The sequence below is a fragment of the Naumannella huperziae genome, from assembly GCF_054073625.1.
Window position 1 is genome coordinate 1,485,996 of sequence record NZ_JBSXPH010000001.1, and the last position, 21,573, is coordinate 1,507,568.

Below are 21,573 nucleotides of genomic sequence, written 5' to 3' on the forward strand. Positions count from 1 at the left end.
ATGGCCACCATCTCGCTCAGCTTCAGCGACACAGCGTTCAGGCGCGACTCAGCGCGCAACAAATTCGACTTACTCCTGGGCGTCGAGGGCACGCTTCAATTGGCAGTCGGGGATCGGCTGGTCTACAGCGAACCGATGTTCCCAGTTGTCGAGTTGCGCCACGCATTGGCGTCTTGGCTCCGCTGCGCGGACAGCGACTTTGAATTCATTTCAATGGAATCGGACGAGCCGGGCCTCATCTGGTTCCGACAGCAGCCTTCTGGCCGCTGGAGGGCCGGCTCGATCCACCAGGACGACATCGCTGTAACGGAGCTCGATCTCCCCGCGGTCGAGGCGGGCTGCTATCGCTTCATCGAAGCCGTTGATCAGTGGGTTCGCGAAAACCTTGGGGTCGAGGTCGAAGACGTCTTGGGGGCCGACGATGTGTAGATGGCTGGTCGCCATCCGGGGCGCGGGCATCACGGGCCGGACGCATACTGGAGAGTCGTCGGCCTGAATGGACCCGTGGGAGGAATAATCCGGTGACGATCCCGACTGACCTCCTGGCGTTTGCCGCCGCGCTTCGACACCTCGCGGCACCCGCGCCTGATCAGATCGAGTACCTCACTTCGTTGGGGGTTGCAGATCTCGCTGACGAGCTCGCTCTCGAGTTCGATGACAGCTACCGCACGATCGTGGGGCCGCTTCAGCGAGTGTCGCCTGATTCTGCCGCGGCGAGCCGTGAGCTTGATCGCATGCTGTCCTCCCGACTGCTTGGCTGGACTTTTGCCGATTTGAAGTCCGGTGCGTGGGAGAGAATCCGAGCGCGCGCGGCCGACGCGATCGAGGCGCTCGCTCGCGACTCAGCAGATAGGGCGTCACGAATTGGGCGCCAGGGCAAGCCAATGCATGAGCGCTCGGAGTCTGATCCGTGTTCACCCCCGCGCCGAGGATGATCCCCGGTGCGCAAATCGGTGGCGGACCTGACCACGACGGCCCCAAGGGTGCGGGCATCAATGGGGCGGGTGTAGTCGTGATCTGGTGGCCTCGTCGGCGGGGAGGAAGGTCTCCAGGTGTAGCTCGTCGATGGTGGCGTCGTGTGCGGTGAGCACGGCGCTGACCACGCTGAACAGCCGCAGGGGTGGCGCGTCGTCGGCTACACAGAGGACGAGTTCGGCGACAGGGCCGGATGGTGTGGGCGCCGTGCCGTTGCTCGGGTACTGCCGGCACTCGGCGTGCAGCGCGGCCAGTCGCGGGTCGGCGGTGTGGTCGGCTCGGGCGGCGACTTGGTGCAATAGGTGTTCGCGCCACAGGGCGAGGTTGATGATGCGTGGGGCCAGCCCGTCGGGGTGCAGGCTGAGGCGGACGACGTTGACCGGTGGTTCCAGCAGGTGCGGCGCGCAGTCGGCGAGCAGCGGGGCGACGGCGTCGTTGGCGTCCACGAGATCCCAGTAGCGGTCCAGGAGCACGGCCGGATACGGCTGGTGTGCGTCGAGCAGGGTGCGGAAGGAGGCGAGGATTTCTGCGGTGTCCTCCGGGTGTGCGTGCCGCGGGGCGAAGCCGGCGGCGATGAGGAGGGTGTCGCGTTCGCGCGGTGGCACCTCCAGGTGGTCGGCGAGGCGTAGGACCATGTCGGCGCTCGGCCGCGATCGTCCGGTCTCGACGAAGCTCAGGTGTCGCCCGCTGACCTCGGCGCGGCTGGCGAGTTCGAGCTGGCTGAGCCGTCGGCGCTGGCGCCAGGCGCGCAGCAGCGTACCCACCTCCATCGTGGTCATGGTCGCGAATCTAGGCCGCGTGCCGACGTGCTGCCATTACCTACGGGGTAATCGCCACCGGTTCGTGGCCGGGGCAGGCTCGGCGTCGATCGAATTGACAGCACGAGACCGGAGGACACCATGAACAACATCGTCGACGCCTACCTTGCGACCTGGAACTGCACGGACCCGGAGGCCCGCCGCGACCTGCTGACGCGGCACTGGTCGCCCCAGGCCACCTACACGGATCCGATGGCCGACGTTGCCGGTGCCGAGGCCATCGGCGCCGTGGTGGCCGGTGTGCAGGAACAGTTTCCGGGGTTCGAGTTCAGCCTGGTCGGCGAGCCTGACGCGCACCACCGCCAGGTGCGGTTCCGGTGGGGCCTCGGTGCCTCGGGCGCGGAGCCGCTGGTGATCGGCTTCGACGTGGTGACCGTCGACGCCGACGGTCGAATCGCCACCGTTGCCGGCTTCCTGGACCGCGTACCGGCCTGAGCGAGGGAACTCGCGCGCTTGATCGTTGGTCGTTGGCAAGACCTGGCGGAGATCATGTGCGACTCTGGTCAAGAGCCGTGGTCTGCCCGGGATGCGACGTCAATGAGGGTGGAATGGTTGATGAAACTGCGGTAGACGGGAATGGGCTGGACGGCATCGCGACTGTCGGCGGTCGGCTCGGCGTCTGCGTGGTCATCGCGGTCGTGCTGTGGGTTCTGGGCGCCATTCTGGTGGTGTATGCGACACCGCTCGACGCGCTGGTTCCGTTCGGCGGCTGTACCCGAGCTGAGCGGATCGGTCAGGACACCGACGTGCTCGCGTGCAACGACCGAATCAAGATCGGCATGTTCGGCATGCTCCAGGCGCTCTCGGTGGCAGTGGCGATCGTCGCCGTCGTTGTCTTCGCGGTCCTGACGGCACACGCCCGCCTGCATCGACGACCTCCGCGAAGCTGACGGGCCCCGGCCTCACTCGCGCCCGGACGAACGCCGCCGATAGGCGACCACGCCCAGTGCGACGGCGGCTAGCAGGCAGATCAGCCCGAAGATCCACATCAGCGCGCCGTAGGAGCTGACCTGGCGACTGAGCGCCGCCAGCACGATCGCCGCGATCAGCAGGACGGCGACACCGATCCACAGGCCGATCGCTCTGGTTCCGCGCACGGTCGGACGATAGCGTCCGGACCGAGCAACGAGTAAGGGGCGGCGCGTGGGTGTGTTCGAGGTACTGGTGATCATCGCAGGCGTCGGGGCAGGGCTCGGGGCCGGATCGTTCTTCGTGTTCTCGGTGATGGTGCTGCCGGCGCTGGACCGGCTCGCGCCCGTCGACGCGGTACGCGCGATGCAGCAGTTCAACATCGTCGCCCCGCGCCCGCTGTTCCTCGCCGTGCTGTTCGGCACGATCCTGCCCGCACTCGTCGTGCCCGTGCTGGTGATCGGCCGGAACGGCCTCGGCGCCGTCGCGCTCGGTGCCTCGCTGGCCGCCCTGGCCCAGCTCGGCGTACTCGTGATCACCGTCGTCGGGAACGTGCCGCTGAACAACAAACTGGCCACCGCCCACCCCGAGAACGCCGAGCGCGAATGGGCCGAGTTCCGCGAGCCGTGGGCGCGCTGGAACACCCTGCGTACCCTCTCCGGCACCCTCGCCCTATTGATGTGGTTCGTGCTGCTCGCCGGTCCCACCCGCGGCCCCGCGCTCGGCGGGCTGTGACCCACTAGTCTGCCGACCATGAGCGCGCGCGTCGGCATCGTGATGGGATCGGACTCCGACTGGCCGACCATGTCCGCGGCCGGCGAGGCGCTGGCCGAGTTCGGCATCGACCACGAGGCCGACGTGGTCTCCGCGCACCGGATGCCTGAGGCCATGATCGACTACGGCCGCCGCGCCCACTCCCGCGGCCTCGAAGTGATCATCGCCGGCGCCGGCGGAGCCGCGCACCTGCCGGGCATGCTCGCCGCGGTGACCCCGCTGCCCGTCATCGGCGTACCCGTCCCCCTGAAGTACCTCGACGGCATGGACTCGCTGCTCTCCATCGTGCAGATGCCGGCCGGCGTGCCGGTCGCGACCGTCGCCGTCGGCAATGCCCGCAATGCCGGGCTGCTGGCCGTCCGGATCCTGGCCGCCGGCGACCCCGACCTGACCGCGCGGATGGTCGCCTTCCAGGACGATCTGCGGGCGGCCGCCGAGGCCAAGGGGGAGCGGGTACGCCGCGGCGACGCGGGCTGAGCTCCCGGCCGCGGGCCGACGCTGACCCGGACCGGCCCTAGCCTGCGGTCATGATCGAGCCCCGGCGGGACCGGCGCAGGTACGCGCTGCCGGTGATCGGCGCGCTGCTCGGCCTCGTCGTCGTCGCGGTCGTGGTCGGCTACACCGGCGGGTTCGTGCCGCGCCCGGCCGGGCGGACGCTCGCGCAGATCGGCGACGTGAAGCCGATCGGTCGGCCGGTCACCTGGGCCGGGCTGTACCGCGACGACTTCGCCGCCCTCGCCGACCGGGTCGCCGAGCAGGGCCGGCCGGCCGAGGAGATCCGGGGTGCGGACCCGATGCGCGGCTTCCTCTATGCCCATGCCTACGATGCGTGCGGCTACGCCTTCGACGGCTGGCGGTTCTCCCGTGGCGGCCTCGAACCGGCCATGATCGACTTGGGGCGCAACTGCGTGCGCCCGCAGTACGCGGTGGTGGTCACCTGGTTCGACTGGTCCGAGCTGCCCGGCGAGTTCACCGTGCGGGGCACGCCGGTCCGGCGCTAGCGTTGGCCGCATGGACCGTGACATCCGCGTCAGCGCCGTCGTGGTGCGCGACGCCGCTGGCCGCGTGTTGACGGTACGTAAGCGCGGCACCACCCGTTTCATGCTGCCCGGCGGCAAACCCGAGCCCGGCGAGGACCCGGCCGCCGTGGCGGTCCGCGAGTTCGCCGAAGAGCTGTCCGGGCAGCTTGATCACCGGATGCTGCGCCCACTCGGCCGGCACACGGCCGCCGCGGCCAACGAACCGCGGCATCGCGTGGTGGCCACTGTCTTCGAACACCCGCTTATCGAACCGGTCGCGCCCGCCGCCGAGATCGCCGAGCTGCGCTGGGTCGATCCTGCCGCCGCGCCGGGCGCCGATCTCGCCCCGCTGCTTGCCGACGCGGTCTTTCCGATGCTCGCGCAGGCGGCGCGATGAGGTCAGTCTTCACCGGCGCGGGCTGCCTGTTGCGTGGCGCCGGGATGATCATCCGCCGGCCGAAGCTGTTCTGGACCGGCGCGATCCCGCCGATGATCACCTCGGTGCTGTTCGTCGGCGCGCTGGTCGGCCTGTTCTTCGGTGCACCGACGCTGGGCGGCGCGCTGACGGCCTTCGCCGAGGGCTGGGATCCAGCGGTACGCGAGGTGCTGCGCGGCGTCGCCGCCCTGCTGATCGTCGCGGCCGCCGTGTTGATCATGGTCGTCGCCTTCTCCAGCATCACCCTGCTGATCGGCGGCCCGTTCTACGAGCGGATCGCCGCGTCGGTGGAGCGCGAGCTCGGCGGGCCGCCCGAGGGCCGGGCAGTCGACGTGCCCCTGGCCCGCTCGATCGGCCAGACGATCGCCGTCGTCGCGATCACCGCGCTCGGCGGTGCCATCTTCTTCGTGATCGGTCTGATCCCGGTCGTCGGCACCATCGCGGCCGCGGTCGGGGGAGCGATCTTCGGCGGCTGGATGATCGCCCTGGAACTCGTCGGCCAGCCGCTCGCCCAGCGCGGGGTGGTCAGCCTGCCCGCCCGGGACCGGGTGCTGCGCGGCCGCCGGCTGGCGACGCTCGGCTTCGGCGTACCCACTTTCTTGTTGTTGTCCGTGCCGCTGCTGGCCATCGTCGTCTTCCCCGCCGCGGCCGCCGGCGGAGTGCTGCTGGCCCGGGCCCAGACCGGCGAGCCGTTGGCCGCCGGCCGGGGGACTACCAGCCCTGCTTAGCGAGCGCTAAGCTGCCTCGGTGAGCGACTTCACCGATATCTATCGCCCGACGGAGGACCACGAGGCGTTCCGCGCGGCCGTCCGCGAGGTCTGCGACAACAAGGTGGCGCCCCGTGCCGCCGAGGTCGACGAGCTCGCCGAGTTCCCGCAGGCCTCCTACGACGCGCTGCGCAAGGCCGACTTCCACGCCCCGCACATCCCGGAGGCCTACGGCGGCGTCGGTGCCGACGCGCTGGCCACCGTGATCGTGATCGAGGAGGTCGCGCGCGCCTGCGCGTCCAGCTCGCTGATCCCGGCGGTGAACAAGCTCGGCTCGATGCCGGTGCTGCTGTCCGGCTCGGACGAGCTGAAGCAGGCCGTGCTGCCGCCGATCGCCGCGGGCGAGGCGATGTTCTCCTACTGCCTGTCCGAGCCGGACGCCGGCTCCGATGCCGCATCGATGAAGACCCGTGCGGTCCGCGACGGTGACGGCTGGGTGCTGAACGGGGTGAAGCGCTGGATCACCAATGCGGGCGAGTCGGAGTACTACACGGCGTTCGCCGTGACCGATCCCGATGCCCGGTCCAAGGGGATCAGCGCCTTCGTCGTGCGCAAGTCCGACGAGGGCGTCGACTTCGGCGCGCCGGAGAAGAAGCTCGGCATCAAGGGCTCGCCGACCCGCGAGGTCTACCTGGAGAACGTCCGCCTCGGCGACGACCGGCTGATCGGCGATCCCGGCACCGGCTTCGCGACTGCCATGCGTACCCTCGACCACACCCGCGTCACCATCGCCGCGCAGGCGCTCGGCATCGCCCAGGGGGCGCTCGACTACGCGCTCGGCTATGTCAAGGAGCGCAAGCAGTTCGGCAAGGCGATCGCCGACTTCCAGGGCCTGCAGTTCATGATCGCCGACATGGGAATGAAGCTGGAGGCGGCTCGCCAGCTCACCTACGCCGCCGCGGCCAAGTCCGAGCGGGGCGACGGCGACCTGACCTACTTCGGCGCCACCGCCAAGTGCTTCGCCTCCGATGTCGCGATGGAGATCACCACCGACGCCGTGCAACTGCTCGGCGGCTACGGCTACACCCGCGACTACCCGGTCGAGCGGATGATGCGCGACGCGAAGATCACCCAGATCTACGAGGGCACGAACCAGGTGCAGCGGATCGTGATGGCTCGCCAACTTCTGGCGGGGCTGCCGCAGGCCTGAGGAGTCAGGAGTCGGCCCGGAAGCGGTCGAGCTTGGAGGTGTCGCCGGACTTGATGTCGGCGAACATCTCCTCGGCCTGCTCGATGTCCCAGATCATCGAGCTGCCCGCGCTCGTCCGCGCATTCGCATCGCTGATCGGGATCATCAGCGTCAGGCCGTCACCACCGGACGTGCCGAGCATCGCCTGGCCCATCAGCCCCACATCGATCGGGCTGGCCTGCTCGTCGACGCCGAACGAGCGCGCCGCCGCCATGTTCACCCCCCAGTAGCGGACCGGGTTGACGAAGGTCACCGGCGAGGCCACCTTCTTGGCGATCTTGCCGATCACCTCGCGCTGCCGCTGGGTCCGCGCGATGTCGCCCGTCGCGTCCGTGTAGCGGGTGCGGACATAGCCGAGCGCCGTCGGCCCGTCGACGTTCTGGCAACCCGCCTTGATGTCCAGGCCCGCCCGACGGTCCTTGATCGCCTTCTTCGGGCACACCTCGACGCCGCCGACCGCATCGACCATCCCGGCAAATCCGGCGAAGCCGATCTCGGCGTACCGATCGACGCGCAGGCCGGTGTTCTGCTCGATCGTCTCGATCAACAGTTGCGGGCCGCCGAAGGCGTAGGCGGCATTGATCTTGTTCTTGCCCTTGCCCGGGATGCGGACGAAGGAATCCCGCGGCACCGAGATCAGCGCGGGTTTCCCGATCGTCGGCCGGTAGAGCAGCATGATCGTGTCGGTACGCCGCCCCTTGCCGCCGCCCGTGCTCAGCCGCTCGCGCTCTGCCTTCGACAGGTCCTCGCGGCCGTCGGAGCCGACCAGCAGCCACAGCGTGCCCGGCTGATCGTCGGGCCGGTTGCTGCCGCTCGGCATCGCCTCGATCTTGGTCGTCTGCGTCCATGCATAGATCGGGGTGGCGATCAGGAAGACCAGCCAGGCGATCAACAACGCGAGCAGGGTACGCCGGACCGGGTGGCTACGCCGCGGGCGACCGGCCGGGCCCGGGCGGGACGGACCGGGCCGGGGCGGGGAGGCCGGCGGGCGCGGCGGCGGCGCGGCCGGCGGAAGGGCCGACCTGCGCCGCTGCGCCGGGGCGGCCTCATGGGGCAGCCCCGACTCGGTGCGGGAACGGGCCGGGCCGCCGGGGTCGCCGAACGACGCCCGGCGCCGCCCGCCTCCGGCCGGCGGATCCGCGGGCGCATCCGGGCCGAACACCCGGGTCGGTTCCGGAGGGGACGGCTGCGGTGCGGGCTCGTCGTCGCGGCGATAGAGCCAGTCCATGTCGTCGCGGTCCTCGGGGCCGGGGCGCCCACCACGGTCGGTACCTGCCATGGCGTCCACGGTAGCCAAGGCGTACCACCGAGACCCGGTGCGGCGGCCCGGGCAGCGGGTTTCGAGACCGTGGTGCCACGCCGGTGCCGGATTGCGGACCGAGGTTCGGTACGCCGGGCCCGCGGATCCGCCACCGTCACGGCGTGGCTGGTTCCCCGGCCGTGCGCGAGCTTCCATACTGGCCAGCGGGTGTCTAACCGCCGGGCACCACTTCCCCCGCACGAAAGGCGCAGCGTGAGCGATCCCACTCACCGTCCCGCAATCTCCCGTGCCGGCAGCCGCCGGCCCGGGCCCGATGACCGCGGCTCGGAGGCCGCGGGTCGCAGCGACGGCATCCGGCTGCGACGTGGCATGGGACTGCTGCTGATCACGCTGTTGGTGCCCGGATCGGCCCAGATTGCCGCCGGCAACCGCCGGCTCGGCCGCCTCGCCGTGCGGTGCTGGCTGATCATGCTCGGCGTGGTGGTGCTGTTCGGGACCGGGCTGCTGCTGGCCCGCGGCGCGACCATCGCCGTGCTGGCATTTCCGCCGGTCACCGCCGCGTTGTGCATCGCGGTCGTGGCGGCCGGCATCGGCTGGGCCCTGCTCTTCGCCGATGCCTGGCGGATCGCGCGCCCGCCCGAGCTCGCGCGCCAGCACCGCCCCGCGTTCGCGCTGATCGCGCTCGTCCTCGCGCTCGGGGCGCTGCTCGGTTCGGCCGGCACGGCCCGCACGGTCTGGGCCCAGGGCAGCCTGCTGTCCAGTGTCTTCGTCGGCGGCGGGCAGACCGCGCCGTCGGCTGGCCGGATCAATGTGTTGCTGCTCGGTGCCGACGACGGGAAGGGGCGCGTCGGGTTGCGGCCCGACTCGATGACCGTGGCGAGCATCGACGCCGAGACCGGGCGTACCGTCTTGTTCTCGATCCCGCGGAACCTGCAGGGCGCGCCGTTCCCCGACAGCTCGCCGCTGAAGCAGTTCTATCCCGACGGGTTCCGCTGCGCCGAGGAGAAGTGCATGATCAACGGCGTCTACACCGAGGCGACCGAGGTGCACAAGGGGCTCTATCCGGAGTCGGTCGGCGATCCCGGGCTGCAGGCCACCCGCGAGGTGATCGGCGAGCTGCTCGGGCTGCAGATCAATTACTACGCGATGATCGATCTGGCCGGCTTCGAGCAGCTCATCGACGCGGTCGGCGGCATCCGCCTCGACATCAACAAGCCGGTCCCGGTCGGCGGCGGCAGCTCGAAGATCAGCCGCTACATCCAGCCCGGAAAGAACGTCTTGTTGAACGGTGAGGACGCGTTGTGGGTTGCCCGCTCCCGCGCCGAGAGCAGCGACTACGACCGGATGAGCCGGCAGAAGTGCGTGATGAACGCGATGCTGCAGCAACTCGATCCGGTCACGGTGCTGACCAAGTTCACCGCGATCGCGGATGCCGGCAAGGAGATCGTCGAGACCGACATCCCGACCGACAAGGTCGACTCCATGATCGAACTCTCCCTGAAGGCGCGCTCGACCAAGATCAGCAGCGTCGCATTCGTGCCGCCGCTGATCAAACCGGCCCAGCCCGATCTGGCGCTGATCCGGGCCACCGTCCAGGAGAAGATCGCCGCCGCCGAGGCCGCGGACGCGCCAGCCACCAGCCCGCCCGCACCCGCGGACAAGCAGTCCGATGGCGCGAAGCCCAGCGGTCCGGTGGAGTCAAGCAAGGACAAGAGTGGCTCGGGCAAGGACGACGCCGGGAGCGACCGGGAGGGGTCGGGCAAGAAGGACCGGGCGGATACCGGCGACGCCGCCGAGCCCCAGCCCGCCAATGACGACCTGGGAGAGGTCTGCAGCGCCGCCTGATCCGCGAGCCGAATCGGCAGCCGCGAGTGTTGCCCGGCCCGCGTCTGCCGGTTGGGTTCGCGGATGCGGGGTGGCGTACCTTCCGCGGGCTGAACCGGCACCCGCGGGCTGAACCGGCGCCTGCCGGGTGTGGCGGTGGGCGAGTCAGTCGGTGCGATGGTGAGAGTGCACTTTTCTGGCTGGGAGTGCGCGGCGTCGGCCAGGCCAGCGCGTCATGCCGGGGATCGGTGCGCGGGGCCGGCAGCTCCCGACCAGAAAAGTGCGGCCGAACGAGCCCTCGCCACCCAGCTTCCGGGCCACCCCCGGCCGCGACCAGGCTGACGGCCGCCGGATGTGGGGGTGGCGCACCTTCCGCGGGGTGAACCGGCAAGCGCGGGCTGAACCGGCACGCGCGGGCTGAACCGGCAGCCGCGAACCGGCGCGGTCAGGCGATCCGTTCCGCCGTGCGGATCCGGTCGAGTTCGGCGGCGGGTACGCCGGGAGCCAGCACCGCCGAGCCGCCGCCGAGCAGCGGCGCGAGCAGGCCGTCGCGTACCGCCGGCCACGGGCCCGCGGGGTCGCTGATCAGCACCGGCCCCGGCGCCGATGCCACCCCGTCCAGCAACTCGCCCAACGACCGCGCGCCCGGTGCCCCGGCCCAGGCCGCGCGGGACGGATCGTCGGCGACGGCGACATGGACATCCGGCTGGGCGCGTACCTCCGCGGCCCAGTCGAGCACCCCGGGCGCGGGATCCCCGGGCATCGCGAGCGGGTGCAGCGAACACGCCACGGTGACCGGCCCGCCCGCGCCGGCACCGGGCCCGCCGACGCGCAGCACCGCGCCCTCGGCCGGCCCCGGCGCCACCGCGAGCCCCGCCTGCCAGGCGGCCATCAACCAGGCGAAGGTCATCCAGTGCGCCGGCTGATCGGCGGCCAGCTCCAGGGCCAGCAGCGGCGCCGGCGACGGCGGGTCGTACAGATCCGCGATCCCCTCGTCCTCCAGCCAGTTGGTGGTCTTGTCGACCCAGTTGGCGAAGCTGGCGGCGGACAACTCGGTCCGCCCAGCCGCCGCGTACTGCGTCAGCAGGGGCTGCGCGGGCGCCTCGCGGACCCGCGCGGCCAACAGTTCGGTCGGGTTCGTCACCGCGCCAGCCTACGGGCGCCCCCGGCAGCGGACCCTGCGCGACGAATCGGCGTCTCGATGCCCGGCTGGTTAGGCTGTCCGCCATGCGTTATGTGGTCATCATGGCGGGCGGTTCGGGGAAACGCCTGTGGCCCCTGTCCCGCAAGGGCATGCCCAAACAACTGCTGCGGCTGGTCGGCGACACCTCGCTGCTGCGCCTGGCCTACGACCGGGTGCAGGGCAGCGTACCCACCGAGAACATCCTGGTCTGCACCGGAGCGCAGTACGCCGCCGAGGTCCGCGCGGAGATCCCGGAGCTGTCCGACGACCAGATCCTCGGCGAGCCCGAGGGCCGCGATTCGCTGAACGCGGTCGCGTGGCCCGCCGCCGTGCTCGCCGCGGCCGACCCCGATGCGACCGTCGCGATGGTCACCGCCGACCAGATCATGCGACCGGTGGAGGCATTCCGGGACGCGCTCGACGTGGCCTTCGACGCCGTCGATGCCGACCCGACGGCACTGGTCACCTTCGGTGTGGTGCCGACCTCCGCGCACACCGGCTACGGCTACCTCAAGCGCGGCGCCCAGGCGGCCGGGCTGACCGACGTCTACCGGGTGGACGGATTCCGCGAGAAGCCCGATCTCGACACCGCGCGGGAGTACCTGGCCGACGGCAAACACTGGTGGAACTCCGGCATGTTCGTCTGGCGGGCGGCCACCCTGCTGGAGCAGTTGCAGCGACTGGTCCCCGACTGCCACGAGATCGTCACCAGGATCGCCGCCGAGCCGGCGCTGCTCGGGGAGCTGTTCGGCAAGCTGCCGAAGATCAGCATCGACTACGCGGTGATGGAGCCCGTCGCGGCCGGCCGCGGCACCGCGCACGTGCTGGCCGTCCCGTTGCCGGTGACCTGGCACGATGTCGGCGGTTTCGCCGCTCTCGCCGAACATCTGCCGAGCGACGACCAGGGCAACAGCGTCGAGGGTCGCGCGGTGCTGCTCGACGCCCGCAACAATGTGGTGATCAACCGGGCCGCCGACGACACCCTGGTCGCCGTGTTCGGGATGGAGGGCGCCGTCGTGGTGCACAGCGGCGACGCGATCCTGGTCTGTTCCGCCGCCGAATCCGAACGGATCAAGGAGATCGTCGCGCTGGTCGAGAACGAGGCCGCCCAGTTCGCCTGAGACGTACGTTCGCGGAAAGCCCGGGATCGGTCAGGCGATCGTGCCGACGATGGCCCGCACCGTCGCCGGGTCGCCGTCGACGGCCTCGGTCACGGCCTTGATCAACTCCTCGCCGTCCAGTTCGACCAGCTCGGCGTACCGCTCCGTCGATCGGTACGCCGACAGCACCGCCCACAGCACCGCCTCCCGGCTGCCCCGGGCGAACAGGTCCTGCTCGGTCGGGCGCTGCAGCTCCCGTGCCGAATGCTCGGCGTCGGTGATCAACTCCGCCAGGCCACGGATCACCGCCACCGGCCGGCCGGCGAGCTTGCCCTTGGCCAGGTCGGCGGCCGCGGCAAGCTCATCGGCGACCGCCATCTCGGTGACCCGCAGATCGTTGCCATAGGAATCGCGCAACCCGGCATGATCAAGAGTCGGTCGTACGCCGGCCAGGCCGATGGCATGGTCGGTCTGCCCGATTCGCCAGGCGCGGCCGGCGGTGTCGGTGATGATCACGCCGAGCCGGAGCCCGGTGCGCGCCCCGAGCTCGCGGAGCAGTGCCGCGGCACTGGCGTCGGGGTCCTGCGGCAACAGCAAGATCGTGCCGACCTCGACATTGGAGGAGTCGATGCCGGCCGCCGCCTGGGTGATGCCCTGCCGGTTGCGGACGATGCGTACCCCGCCCCGCCGGGCGACCACGGCGACCGACTCCGCAGCGGCAGCCTCCGCGGCCCGCTCGGCCGGCACGGCACGATCCTCGGCCTTGCTGATGATCTTGGACGTCACGCAGACCAGATCACCGTCGGCGAGCGGCCGGGCCGCCGCGGCACAGGCGTCGCTGATCAACTCCGCAAGATCGGCGCCCGGGCCGACCTCGCCGATGCCGTCCGGGGCGAAGATCGTGATCATCAGGCCGCGGGCCGGGGTGGCCGGGCGAAGGCGGCGCCGGCCGTGACGAAGCGCGCCGTCGCCGCCGGGTCGGTCATCAGCAGTGGCATCGGCAGGGTGGGCAGGCCCTCGGCAGCCAGCGTCGTCGCCGCCGCCTCGTCGGCGGCGTCGACCAGCCACGCGTCCAGGATCCCGGTGCCCGACCGCGGGCCGTAGTGCCGCCCGACCCCGGCGGCGCTGACCTCGACGCCGATCGCCGGCAGCAGCTTGTCGGCCATCCCGAGCACCGGCGCGCCGCCCAGGATGCCGGAGAACCCGACCACCGCCGCGGCGGCCGTGCGCAGGGCGCCGCGGATGCCCAGCACCGCGAGAATCGGGCCGATCGAGACGACCGGGTTGCTCGGCGCGAGGAGGATCAGGTCCGCCTCGGCCAGGGCGTCCAGCACGCCGGGGGCCGGGCTCGCCTGTTCGATCCCGACGAAGACGACCTGCTCGACCGCCGGGGCGGCGTGCAGGCGTACCCAGAACTCCTGGAAGTGCACCGCGCGCCGGCCCGACGCCGCATCGGAATCGGTGATCAGCACATGGGTCTCGACGCGCTCGTCGGTCATCGGGAGCACCCGCAGCCGGGGCAGATCGGCCAGCCAACGCGCCGCCAGGACCTCGGTGACCTGGCTGAGCGGGTAGCCGTTGCCGAGCATCTGGGTGCGGACCAGATGCGTTGCGATGTCGCGATCGCCCAGGCCGAACCAGGTCGGCTCGGCACCGTAGGCGGCGAGCTCCTCGCCGATCAGCCAACCCTCGTCGCGCCGGCCCCAGCCCTTGGCCTCGTCGATCCCGCCGCCGAGGGTGTAGAGCATGGTGTCGATGTCCGGGCAGATCCGCAGCCCGTGCAGGGTGATGTCGTCCGCGGTGTTCGCGATCACGGTCACCTCGGCCTGCGGCCAGGCCGCCAGCACCCCGCGGGTGAAGCGCGATCCGCCCACGCCGCCGGCCAGTACGACGATCCGGCGGGGGGCGGGCTGCGGTGTGGTCGATTCGTCGGCGGGCACCCGCCCAGTCTGGCAGGGCCGGGTGACCGGATCGGTGGCGTGTCACATCGCGTTCCTCGCGGCAGCGCGATCTAGGCTGGCGCCGGTCGAGCACCGCCGAGCAGAACCGGCGGGGTAGGAGCGAGATGGGAAGCGTGCGGCGGTTCCGCGAACCGGTGGCCTGGGTGGTGTTCGTCGTCGTCGTGCTGCTCGCCGCCGGCGCGATCGCGCTGCACACGGTCGCCTCGTCGGCCGACGAATCCTGGCTCGCCGCCGCCGGGGCCATCTCCGAGCGCCTGTACAACCCCCTCTCGGCGATCGCCCTGACCATCGTCGTCGGCGCCTGCGTGCTCTGGCAGCCCCCGACCCGGCACGCGCGGGCGCTGACCTTCCTCGCCGCCTGGTTCGCCCTGATCGCGACCGCCCTGGTCCTCGTGCTCGGGGTGATCGGGCTCTTCGGCGCCGGCTCGGTCCTCGGCGCCCTGATCGATCTGGTCGGGCTGATCACCATCGCCTTGCTGCCCGCCCTGTCGGCGTGGTTGTTGTGGCGCTTCCGGGAGTCCGCGCGGACCGGTGAGGCAGGGTTGCCCGACCTGCGCCGGGCCCGCGCGAGCGTCGGCCTCGCCCGGGACGAGCCGGCTGAGGTGATCGACGACGGTCAGGCCGAGGGCGATGCCCCGCCCGTCTGGCAGCCGGGCGAGGCCTCCGGCGCCGTCTGGCACCGGGCCTCCGACGCGGCGGGCGGTGCGCCCGCCAGCGAGCGCGGCGGGAACCCGTCGCAGGCAGCAGCGCCGGGCGGGGCATGGCGTCCCGCGCGGCCACCGGCCGGTGGGACGGCGCCGTTGGCCACTCCCGAGCGTCAGGAGCCGGAGTCGCGCGGCCCGAAGGGGCCCGGAGAGGACCCGCCGAGCGCTTGACTTGATCGAACAACAGGCATGTAATTTCAGGCAGGGACCGGGCTCGAGCCGGTCCGGGTCGAGGAGGAATCATGCTGGAGCTGCATTCGGAAGAGCCCGCAGAAGACGACGAGGGCGCCCTGGGTTGGCAGGAGCGTGCCCTGTGCGCGCAGACCGACCCCGAGGCCTTCTTCCCCGAGAAGGGCGGGTCCACCCGCGAGGCCAAGAAGGTCTGTCTGTCCTGCGATGTCCGCAGCGAGTGTCTCGACTATGCGCTCGCCAACGACGAGCGGTTCGGTATCTGGGGCGGCCTCAGCGAGCGCGAACGCCGCAAACTGAAGAAGCGCGCCGTCTGAGCGCGGCACCGCGACACCGTGCGGCCTGAAGCCGAGCCGGGGCAGGATCCTCCTGCTGCGCGCGTACCCACTGCCCAGGACTGGTCCTGGCTGCACGAGGTGACCGACCGTCCCACCGTCGACCCCGGTGCGACCACGGTCACCGCAGTTCTCGTCGCACACAACGGCGCCCGCTGGCTGCCCGACGCCCTGGCCGCGATCGCGGCGCTGACGGTACGCCCCGGCCGGATCATCGCCGCCGACGCCGCCTCCACCGACGAGACCCCCGGACTGCTCGCCGCGGCCGCCGCATCCGGCGTGGTCGATGCCGTGCACACCGTCTCCGACGCCGGGTTCGGCCTGGCCGTCGCCGAGGCGCTCGAGGCCGACAAGGCACCGCCGGGGCAATGGCTGTGGCTGCTGCACGACGATGCCGTTCCCGAGCCCGAGGCGCTCGCCGAGTTGATCACCGCCGCCGTGCGCTCCGAATCGCCCGACTCATCAGAGTCATCGGAATCATCCGAGTCACCCCCGGCGCACCGACCGTTGGATGTGATCGGGCCGCTGCTGTTGCGGCCGCGGCTGCGCGGGCACCCGGTGGCCATCGGCGAGCTCGGGGTCTCGATCTCGGACACGGGGCGGCGCGAGCTGGGGCTGGAGCCCGGCGAGATCGACCAGAAGCAGCGCGAGGCGTCCGATGTACTCGGCGTCGGCACCTGCGGGATGTTCGTGCGGCGTACCGTCTTCGACGGCCTGGGCGGCCTGGACAGCGAGCTCGGGGTGTTCCGGGACGGCGTCGCGTTCGGGTGGCGGGCCAATCTGGCGGGGCATCGCGTCGGCACCGCGCCGCGCGCCCGGATCACCCACCGGCAGGCCGGGCGCGAGGGCGAGCGCGAGTCCTGGGTGATCGGCGAGCACCCGGCGGCCACCGATCGCGCGCTCGGGATGATGGTGATCAGCGGGCACCGCTCGGGTCCGGCGGCCCTCGGCACCGCGATCCGGCTGGTCTGGGGCGTGCTGCTGCGCGCGATCGGGTTCCTGCTCGGCAAGGACCCGGCCTCGGCGGCCAACGAGTTCCGGGCGCTGCGGCACTGGGCCGGCTCACGCGCGGTCATCGACGCCGTCCGCGAACGCAACGGAGAGGCGGCCGCCAGCCCGGCCGATCGGCAGCGCACGCGCGCGCTGCGGCCGCCGCCGCTGGATTCGTGGCGGGTCGGCGCGGACGCGGCCGGCCGCTCGATCACGAACCGCTGGCGGCGGCTGATCGGCGAGGGCGAGCGCAGCTCGATCGACGAGCTGACCGGCGATGCCTACGCCGAGCACTCCGACAGCACCCGCCCCGCGTGGCAGAACCCGATCGGCATCACCTTCGCCCTGCTGGTGCTGGCCAGCCTCACCGCCGGGCGCGAGCTGATCGGCCCCGGCGTGCTGTCGGGCCCGCAACTGCTGCCGAGCCGGCCGGACCTGGCCGCCGCCTACGGCGCCTATCTCGATGCCATTCCCGGTTCCGCGGCGATGGCGCCGCCCTGGCTCGGCCTGACCGCGCTGGCCGCGACCCTGACCCTCGGCCAGCCGGAGCTGTTGACCAGCCTCCTCGCCTTCGGCTGCGTGCCGCTGAGCTTCCTGACCGGCTGGCTGTTCGTCCGGCCGATCCTCGCCTCGCGCGCCGCGCGCTGGGGCGGCCCGCTCGCCTATGCCGCACTGCTGCCGGCGCTGGGCGGCCTGAACCGGGGCGCCCTCGGCGCCGCCGTGGTGTCCATCGTGTTGCCGCTGTTGGCGATTTCGGTACGCCGGATGGTCCGCCCCGCCGACGACAGCAGCGCCGCCGAGCGCTGGCGGCCGGCCTGGTCGGCGGCGGTGTTCTCCTTGATCATCATCGCGGCGCTGCCGTCCTTCGTCGTGCTGACGGTGCTGGGGGCGCTGGTGCTGCTGATCGTGGCGCCCGGCGCACGTGCCCGCGCGGTGGCCGCGCTGGTGGCGCCACTGGTCTTGCTCGCGCCCTGGCTGCCCGGGCTGGCGGCGGGCTGGGGGCGGCTGCTCACCGGCCCGGACGGCGCGCTGGCGTTGCTCGAGCCGACCGCCGGGGGCTGGCCGCTGCTGATCGGGCAGACGCCCGGCGCCGGCGCGGCCCCGTGGTGGTTGGTGATCGGATTCTTCGGGCTGATCTGGCTGGCGGCGCTGGTCGGGGTGGCCGGGGGACCGAGCCGCCTGCTGCTGGTCGGCCTGGGCGTCGCGCCCGTCGGTTTTGCGATGGCCGCGCTGCCCGCCGGCTGGCTGCTGCGACTCGGCCCGGGCGATGCCCAGGCCCGCGCGGATGCGCTGACCTGGCTGCTGATCGCGTTCGCGGGGCTGGTCCTCGCCGGGACCGCGGGCGCCAATGCGCTCAGTCGGGCCGGGACCACGCATCCGCTGCGCGGGATCGGCAAGGTGGCGGTCTCCGCGGGTGCGGTGATCGCCGCGGCGGGCGTGCTGGCGGGCGCGGGGTGGTGGGTCGCCGGCGGGCTGACCGGACCGATCCAGCGCGGCCCGGCGGGGGAGTTGCCGCCGTTCATGGTGAACGCCATGCGGTCGGAGGTCGGGGTACGGGTGCTCGCCATCGACCTGACCGGAGCCGAGCCCGCCTGGTCGCTGATCGAGGGGGAGGCGTACCGGCTCGGCGATGCCGACCGAGGGTATGCCTTCGGCGGCGATCCCCAGTTGCGGGCGCTCGCGGCCGGGCTCACCGCGCGGCTGCTCGGCGGCAGCGCCGACGAGGCCATCGTCGGCGACCTGAATCGGCTCGGCGTCGGCTATCTGTGGGTACGCGGCGCCGACGGCGACGAGGTGATCGCGCAGATCAGCAATGTGCCCGGTCTCGGACCGGGCAGCGGGGAGCGGGGGACGCGGGTCTGGACCGTGCCGAGCACCGTCGGCCGCGCGGTCCTGATCGGCGCCGCCGATCCCCAACCGATCGGTCGGACCGGCACGGTGATCGCGCCCGGCGGCGAGCGGACCCTGGTCCTGGCCGAGCCGGTCGACCGGCGCTGGGTAGCCGAGCTGGACGGTCGCCCGCTCGCGCCCGTGCCCGGCCCCGCGGGGCAGCCCGCCTTCGCGGTCGGTACCCAGGGCGGGCTGTTGACCTATCGCCTGGACAACGGGCTGCTTCCCGGCCTGGCGCTGGCCCAGCTCATCGCGCTGCTGGTGCTCATCGTGCTCGCCGCCCCGACCGCGCGTCGCGGCCGCGCCGCCGCCCCCGAGGTACGCCCCCGCCGGGTAGCCGACGACACCGGCGACGCCCGCGAGGCGCCCGAGTCGGCCCGACCCGCGCCCGCGGCGACACCGGCCACACCCGAACCGGTCACACCCGCACCGGCCGCACCCGCACCCGCACCCGCGGCGACGCCGGGCGCCGCACCGGCGGCCGCAGCCGGCTCGGCCACCGAAACCGACCACGAGGGTCGCCTCCGCGCGGGAGACGGGCCCGAGGCACGACCAGAACCGACCACCGAGGGCGCTTCCGGACCCGCCGATGCGCCGCGACCCCGGCGCGCGGCCCGCCGGGCACTGGCCGAGGACGAGCCGTCGGCGGACACACCGTCGTCGACGCCTCCGGCGCAACCCCCGACTGAGCCGCCGGCAGCGCCCAGCCGCCGGGCCCGGGGCGGGCCGGATCCCGGCGTACCCGCCGAGACCGAGCCGCCCCGGCCCAGGCGCGCGGCCCGCCGGGCGATCACCGAGGAGGACGAGTGATGACTGCGCCGATCCGGGCGATCTACGCGCTGGTCGCGGTCGCGCTCACCCTCGGTGCGGTGCTGCTCGGCCAGGGCCTCGGCGCCACCCCCGCCGAGCCGGACCGGCTGACCGTGACCACCGGGGCCAGCACGCGGGTCTGCCCGGCGCTGACCTCCGGAGGCTCCGGCGGAACGGTCGTGATCGACGGTCGCGCCGCCGAATCCGGCTCGGAGATCCGGCTGCAGCGCGGCGACGGGACCGATCTGGGCGTCGTCCCGGGCGGCCAGATCCGCGGCATCGGCGTGGACGAGTCGGCCACCACGCTCGCCCGCGCCGGCGTCGGCGCGGCCGACCGTTCCGGCCAGTCGGCCGTCGCGCGGATCGCCACCGGCCCGCAGCGCGGCCTGTCGCTGACGCCCTGCGCCGACCCGGGCACCGACGGCTGGTTCGTGGGGCTCCGCTCGACCGACCGGGACCGGGCCACGGTGCTGCTGACCAACCCCGACCGCTCGCCCGCCGAGGTGTCGCTCGCGGTGCACACCAGCCAGGGCGTGCAGTCGGTCGCGGGCGCCTCGGGCCTGACCCTGCAGCCCGGCCAGACCCGCGCGGTGGGTCTGGAGCCGCTGCTCACCTCGCCCGACCCGCTCGCCGTGCAGGTACGCGCCACCGCCGGTCGCGTCGCCGCGGTCGCCACCATCGAGTCGGGCACCGGCGCGGAGCCGGCCGGGGCCGACTGGACGATCCCGGCGGCCGAGCCGGCGACCAGCGTGATCATTCCCGGCGTACCCGGCGGCGACGGGTCACGCGAGCTGTCCGTGGTGAATCCGTCCGACGTGCGTACCACGGTCCGGGTGGAGGCGATCGGCGCGCAGGGCGCGTTCGCGCCGGCCGATGCCGACACGATCGAGCTCGGGCCGCAGAGCGTCGGCCGGGTGGCGCTGGAATCCGCGCTGTCGGGCGAGGCGGTCGCCATCCGGCTGACCGCCGATCAGCCCGTCACGGGCGCCGTGGTCTCGCGCAGTTCCACCGACACCGCCCGCGCCGACCTCGCCGTGGCACCGGCGGCCGCGCCGGTCACCGGGCTGGGCATTGCCGCCGTCGCGGGGTACGCCGAACACCGGGGCACGCTGGTGGCGACCGCGCCTGGCGCGGCGGCCGGCTATGCCTGGGAGGTCTTCGACGGCGAGGGGACATCGGTGGCCAGCGGCCGCGAGACCGTCGCCGCCGGCGCCACCGCGGCGATCGAGCTGCCCGCGGGGGAACAGCTCAGCCTGCAGGTGGTGCCGGATCCGGGCGCCGAGCTGTACGCCGGTGTGGTGCTGGCGGGCGACTGGGAGAACATCGCCACGCTGTCCGACGCCGCCGTGATCTCCCCCGAGGGCGTCGCCGGCCCGGTGCCGCGGTTCGATCCCCGGGTCGGCTGAGCGCGACCCCGCAGCCAGGTCGAGCACGCGCGCGAGACATCAGGGCTGGTCGAGCTGGGGATCGATCTCGTGCAGCGGGATCGTCGTCAGCGCCGACAACTGCTCCACCAGCGCGCGATGCACCAGCAACCGCAGGTCCGGCCGCGAGATCGCGCGATACTCCAGCGGCCGCCGGTACAGCACGACCCGGGCCGGCTCGTCGCCGACCGGCTCGACGGCGGCAGCCAACGGCGCCTCGCCCTCCTGCCAGGCGTCGGTGATCTCGGGGACGTCGACGACCCCGACCTGCACCCCGGCGATGGCCCGCGGGCAGGAGGCGCGTACCCGGCGTACCGATTCGGCGACGGCATCGTCGAAGAAGGCCGCCCGACCGGGCGGCCGGCGGGGCGAGGCGGGCCGTCGGGTCAGCGGATTCGGCGCCGCGAGCGGCCCGCGCAGCCCTCGCTCATGGCGGTCGCGTCGCATGCCGCCGACCCTACCCGCGGGTCGGCGGGGCCGATGGGCCCTCGCTGGTGTGTCGAACCCGGGCCCGCGCCCGCCGCGCCACTAGCCTCGAATGGCCGGACGTAGCCGGGGGCGCGTCGGTGTCGGCACCACGAGGCAGGGGAGCAGTCATGGCACGCAGGCGCTGTACGCGTACCGCATGCACAGGTTGGGCGGTCGCCACCCTGACCTACGTCTACGCCGACTCGACCGCGGTCCTCGGGCCGCTCGCCCTGCGTGCCGAGCCGGGCTCCTACGACCTGTGCCGGTCGCACTCGACCGGGCTGTCGGCGCCGCGCGGGTGGGAGATCATCCGGCTGCCCGACGACACCTTCGAACGCGAGAAGGCGGCGAACGACGATCTGCTCGCGCTCGCCGATGCGGTGCGGGAGGCCGGTCGCGGTTACGACGACGAGCGCCCCGCGCGCCGCGACGACCCCGCGCGGAACGGACTGGTCGAGGTCGCCCGGCGCGGTCACCTGACCGTGCTGGCCGAGCCGCCGACCGGCGCGGAGGCCGATGGGCCCGGCGGGGGCGATCGCGGCTAGTC

General features: G+C 72.6%; 23 protein-coding genes. 16 read left to right on the top strand and 7 right to left on the bottom strand.

What is annotated here, in order from left to right; all coding sequences use genetic code 11:
- Positions 1–429, top strand: coding sequence for a DUF7878 domain-containing protein (locus ACXDC7_RS07095; RefSeq protein WP_459221660.1), 429 nt, complete (start codon positions 1–3; stop codon positions 427–429).
- Positions 430–992: 563 nt separating this feature from the next.
- Here the strand turns inward: ACXDC7_RS07095 and ACXDC7_RS07100 are convergent.
- Complete coding sequence (locus tag ACXDC7_RS07100) at positions 993–1,754, bottom strand: helix-turn-helix domain-containing protein (protein WP_459221661.1); 762 nt, start codon at positions 1,752–1,754, stop codon at positions 993–995.
- A 120-nt stretch (positions 1,755–1,874) separates the two neighbouring features.
- Here ACXDC7_RS07100 and ACXDC7_RS07105 point away from each other — a divergent pair, with 120 nt between their 5' ends.
- Both ACXDC7_RS07105 and ACXDC7_RS07110 read left to right on the top strand, forming a co-directional pair.
- Positions 1,875–2,228: a nuclear transport factor 2 family protein gene (locus ACXDC7_RS07105; RefSeq protein ID WP_179444184.1), complete on the top strand. Its 354-nt coding sequence runs from the start codon at positions 1,875–1,877 to the stop codon at positions 2,226–2,228.
- Between the two features lie 113 nt (positions 2,229–2,341).
- Complete coding sequence (locus ACXDC7_RS07110; RefSeq protein WP_179444183.1) at positions 2,342–2,683, top strand: hypothetical protein; 342 nt, start codon at positions 2,342–2,344, stop codon at positions 2,681–2,683.
- A 12-nt stretch (positions 2,684–2,695) separates the two neighbouring features.
- Here ACXDC7_RS07110 and ACXDC7_RS07115 read toward each other — a convergent pair whose 3' ends face one another.
- A complete protein-coding gene (locus tag ACXDC7_RS07115) occupies positions 2,696–2,890 on the bottom strand; it encodes a Z-ring associated ZapG family protein (protein WP_179444182.1) in 195 nt (64 codons plus the stop codon).
- 46 nt (positions 2,891–2,936) lie between these two features.
- Between ACXDC7_RS07115 and ACXDC7_RS07120 the strand changes: the two genes are divergently transcribed.
- Genes ACXDC7_RS07120 through ACXDC7_RS07145 form a run of 6 tightly spaced genes read left to right on the top strand, consistent with a single transcriptional unit; the run spans position 2,937 to position 6,848 of the window.
- Positions 2,937–3,437 (top strand): anthrone oxygenase family protein, encoded by a 501-nt coding sequence (locus tag ACXDC7_RS07120; protein ID WP_459221662.1) that lies wholly within the window; start codon positions 2,937–2,939, stop codon positions 3,435–3,437.
- 18 nt (positions 3,438–3,455) lie between these two features.
- Positions 3,456–3,953: a 5-(carboxyamino)imidazole ribonucleotide mutase gene (purE, locus tag ACXDC7_RS07125; protein WP_459221663.1), complete on the top strand. Its 498-nt coding sequence runs from the start codon at positions 3,456–3,458 to the stop codon at positions 3,951–3,953.
- A gap of 50 nt (positions 3,954–4,003) precedes the next feature.
- Complete coding sequence (locus tag ACXDC7_RS07130; protein WP_459221664.1) at positions 4,004–4,477, top strand: hypothetical protein; 474 nt, start codon at positions 4,004–4,006, stop codon at positions 4,475–4,477.
- Positions 4,478–4,487: 10 nt separating this feature from the next.
- The gene (locus ACXDC7_RS07135; RefSeq protein WP_459221665.1) at positions 4,488–4,892 is read left to right on the top strand and encodes an NUDIX hydrolase; all 405 of its coding nucleotides are present in this window, start codon (positions 4,488–4,490) and stop codon (positions 4,890–4,892) included.
- Positions 4,889–5,659, top strand: coding sequence for an EI24 domain-containing protein (locus ACXDC7_RS07140; RefSeq protein WP_459221666.1), 771 nt, complete (start codon positions 4,889–4,891; stop codon positions 5,657–5,659). Before ACXDC7_RS07135 ends, ACXDC7_RS07140 begins: the two co-directional genes overlap by 4 nt.
- Before the next feature lie 19 nt (positions 5,660–5,678).
- The gene (locus tag ACXDC7_RS07145) at positions 5,679–6,848 is read left to right on the top strand and encodes an acyl-CoA dehydrogenase family protein (RefSeq protein WP_459221667.1); all 1,170 of its coding nucleotides are present in this window, start codon (positions 5,679–5,681) and stop codon (positions 6,846–6,848) included.
- Positions 6,849–6,852: 4 nt separating this feature from the next.
- On the opposite strand, the gene ACXDC7_RS07150 is transcribed toward ACXDC7_RS07145, so the two are convergent.
- The gene (locus tag ACXDC7_RS07150; RefSeq protein WP_459221668.1) at positions 6,853–8,166 is read right to left on the bottom strand and encodes an LCP family protein; all 1,314 of its coding nucleotides are present in this window, start codon (positions 8,164–8,166) and stop codon (positions 6,853–6,855) included.
- A 234-nt stretch (positions 8,167–8,400) separates the two neighbouring features.
- On the opposite strand from ACXDC7_RS07150, the gene ACXDC7_RS07155 reads away from it, so the two are divergent.
- Complete coding sequence (locus ACXDC7_RS07155) at positions 8,401–9,993, top strand: LCP family protein (RefSeq protein ID WP_459221669.1); 1,593 nt, start codon at positions 8,401–8,403, stop codon at positions 9,991–9,993.
- A 424-nt stretch (positions 9,994–10,417) separates the two neighbouring features.
- Here ACXDC7_RS07155 and ACXDC7_RS07160 read toward each other — a convergent pair whose 3' ends face one another.
- On the bottom strand, positions 10,418–11,116 hold the full coding sequence (locus ACXDC7_RS07160) for a TIGR03089 family protein (protein ID WP_459221670.1): 699 nt from the start codon (positions 11,114–11,116) through the stop codon (positions 10,418–10,420).
- 83 nt (positions 11,117–11,199) lie between these two features.
- On the opposite strand from ACXDC7_RS07160, the gene ACXDC7_RS07165 reads away from it, so the two are divergent.
- Positions 11,200–12,276: a mannose-1-phosphate guanylyltransferase gene (locus tag ACXDC7_RS07165; RefSeq protein WP_459221671.1), complete on the top strand. Its 1,077-nt coding sequence runs from the start codon at positions 11,200–11,202 to the stop codon at positions 12,274–12,276.
- 30 nt (positions 12,277–12,306) lie between these two features.
- Here the strand turns inward: ACXDC7_RS07165 and cofE are convergent, their stop codons facing one another.
- Both cofE and cofD read right to left on the bottom strand, forming a co-directional pair.
- Entirely contained in the window at positions 12,307–13,164 is an 858-nt protein-coding gene (cofE, locus tag ACXDC7_RS07170) for a coenzyme F420-0:L-glutamate ligase (protein WP_459221672.1), read from the bottom strand.
- On the bottom strand, positions 13,164–14,195 hold the full coding sequence (cofD, locus tag ACXDC7_RS07175; protein WP_459221673.1) for a 2-phospho-L-lactate transferase: 1,032 nt from the start codon (positions 14,193–14,195) through the stop codon (positions 13,164–13,166). The genes cofE and cofD overlap by 1 nt, the downstream gene beginning before the upstream one ends.
- Positions 14,196–14,320: 125 nt before the next feature.
- On the opposite strand from cofD, the gene ACXDC7_RS07180 reads away from it, so the two are divergent.
- The 4 genes from ACXDC7_RS07180 (at position 14,321) to ACXDC7_RS07195 (ending at position 20,540) form a co-directional block, all read left to right on the top strand.
- Positions 14,321–15,091 (top strand): hypothetical protein, encoded by a 771-nt coding sequence (locus ACXDC7_RS07180; RefSeq protein WP_459221674.1) that lies wholly within the window; start codon positions 14,321–14,323, stop codon positions 15,089–15,091.
- A gap of 71 nt (positions 15,092–15,162) precedes the next feature.
- A complete protein-coding gene (locus ACXDC7_RS07185) occupies positions 15,163–15,426 on the top strand; it encodes a WhiB family transcriptional regulator (protein ID WP_179444168.1) in 264 nt (87 codons plus the stop codon).
- A gap of 99 nt (positions 15,427–15,525) precedes the next feature.
- Positions 15,526–19,134 carry a glycosyltransferase gene (locus ACXDC7_RS07190; RefSeq protein ID WP_459221675.1) on the top strand — a complete coding sequence of 1,203 codons (3,609 nt, stop codon included), beginning with the start codon at positions 15,526–15,528 and terminating at the stop codon, positions 19,132–19,134.
- Positions 19,134–20,540 carry a DUF5719 family protein gene (locus ACXDC7_RS07195; RefSeq protein WP_459221676.1) on the top strand — a complete coding sequence of 469 codons (1,407 nt, stop codon included), beginning with the start codon at positions 19,134–19,136 and terminating at the stop codon, positions 20,538–20,540. Before ACXDC7_RS07190 ends, ACXDC7_RS07195 begins: the two co-directional genes overlap by 1 nt.
- A gap of 39 nt (positions 20,541–20,579) precedes the next feature.
- Here the strand turns inward: ACXDC7_RS07195 and ACXDC7_RS07200 are convergent, their stop codons facing one another.
- Positions 20,580–21,005 (bottom strand): metallopeptidase family protein, encoded by a 426-nt coding sequence (locus ACXDC7_RS07200; RefSeq protein WP_179444165.1) that lies wholly within the window; start codon positions 21,003–21,005, stop codon positions 20,580–20,582.
- A 149-nt stretch (positions 21,006–21,154) separates the two neighbouring features.
- Between ACXDC7_RS07200 and ACXDC7_RS07205 the strand changes: the two genes are divergently transcribed.
- Positions 21,155–21,571 (top strand): DUF3499 domain-containing protein, encoded by a 417-nt coding sequence (locus ACXDC7_RS07205; RefSeq protein WP_459221677.1) that lies wholly within the window; start codon positions 21,155–21,157, stop codon positions 21,569–21,571.
- Positions 21,572–21,573 lie beyond the last annotated feature (2 nt).